The 463-nt window shown below is 58.1% G+C and carries 1 pseudogene; it reads right to left on the bottom strand.

What is annotated here, in order from left to right:
- Positions 1-463, bottom strand: a pseudogene (gene narY, locus MUN85_RS12545) (nitrate reductase subunit beta); the annotation flags it as partial.

Genomic DNA, 463 nt, shown 5'->3' with positions numbered 1-463 from the left:
GCGATGGACAGCAGTCGGTACATACTCTGTATGTCCTCGCCGGTCATGTCCACTGCCTCGGGGATCGTTTCGTCTGCTTCATTCCCCAAAAAGATGTCTCGCATGTAGGAGCGCATTGCAGCCAGACGACGAAGTGAGAGCTCAACTGGAGCCGTGGCTCCAGCAGTGAATAGGCCGGCGAGATACTCAAGCGGAATGCGCATCTGGGAAATCGCGGCCAACAGCACTCTGTGATCTTCCCCGTCGTTGCCCGAAGCGCTGACAGCGTCGACGACTGGTGACAGAGGTGGTACGTACCAGACCATCGGCAGTGTTCGGTACTCAGGGTGCAGGGGTAGGGCAATCTGATAGCGGCTGATGAGCTGCCATACCGGTGACGCCTGGGCTGCTTTGATCCAAGAGTGTGGGACGCCGTTGGCCTTGGCTTGTGTGATGATTTCGGGGTCGTTGGGGTTGAGGAGGA

The organism is Bowdeniella massiliensis (assembly GCF_023634005.1).
GTDB classification, from domain to species: Bacteria; Actinomycetota; Actinomycetes; order Actinomycetales; family Actinomycetaceae; genus Bowdeniella; species Bowdeniella massiliensis.
The sequence above is the reverse complement of the archived record's forward strand: the minus strand, read 5'-3'. Positions and strand labels throughout refer to the sequence as shown.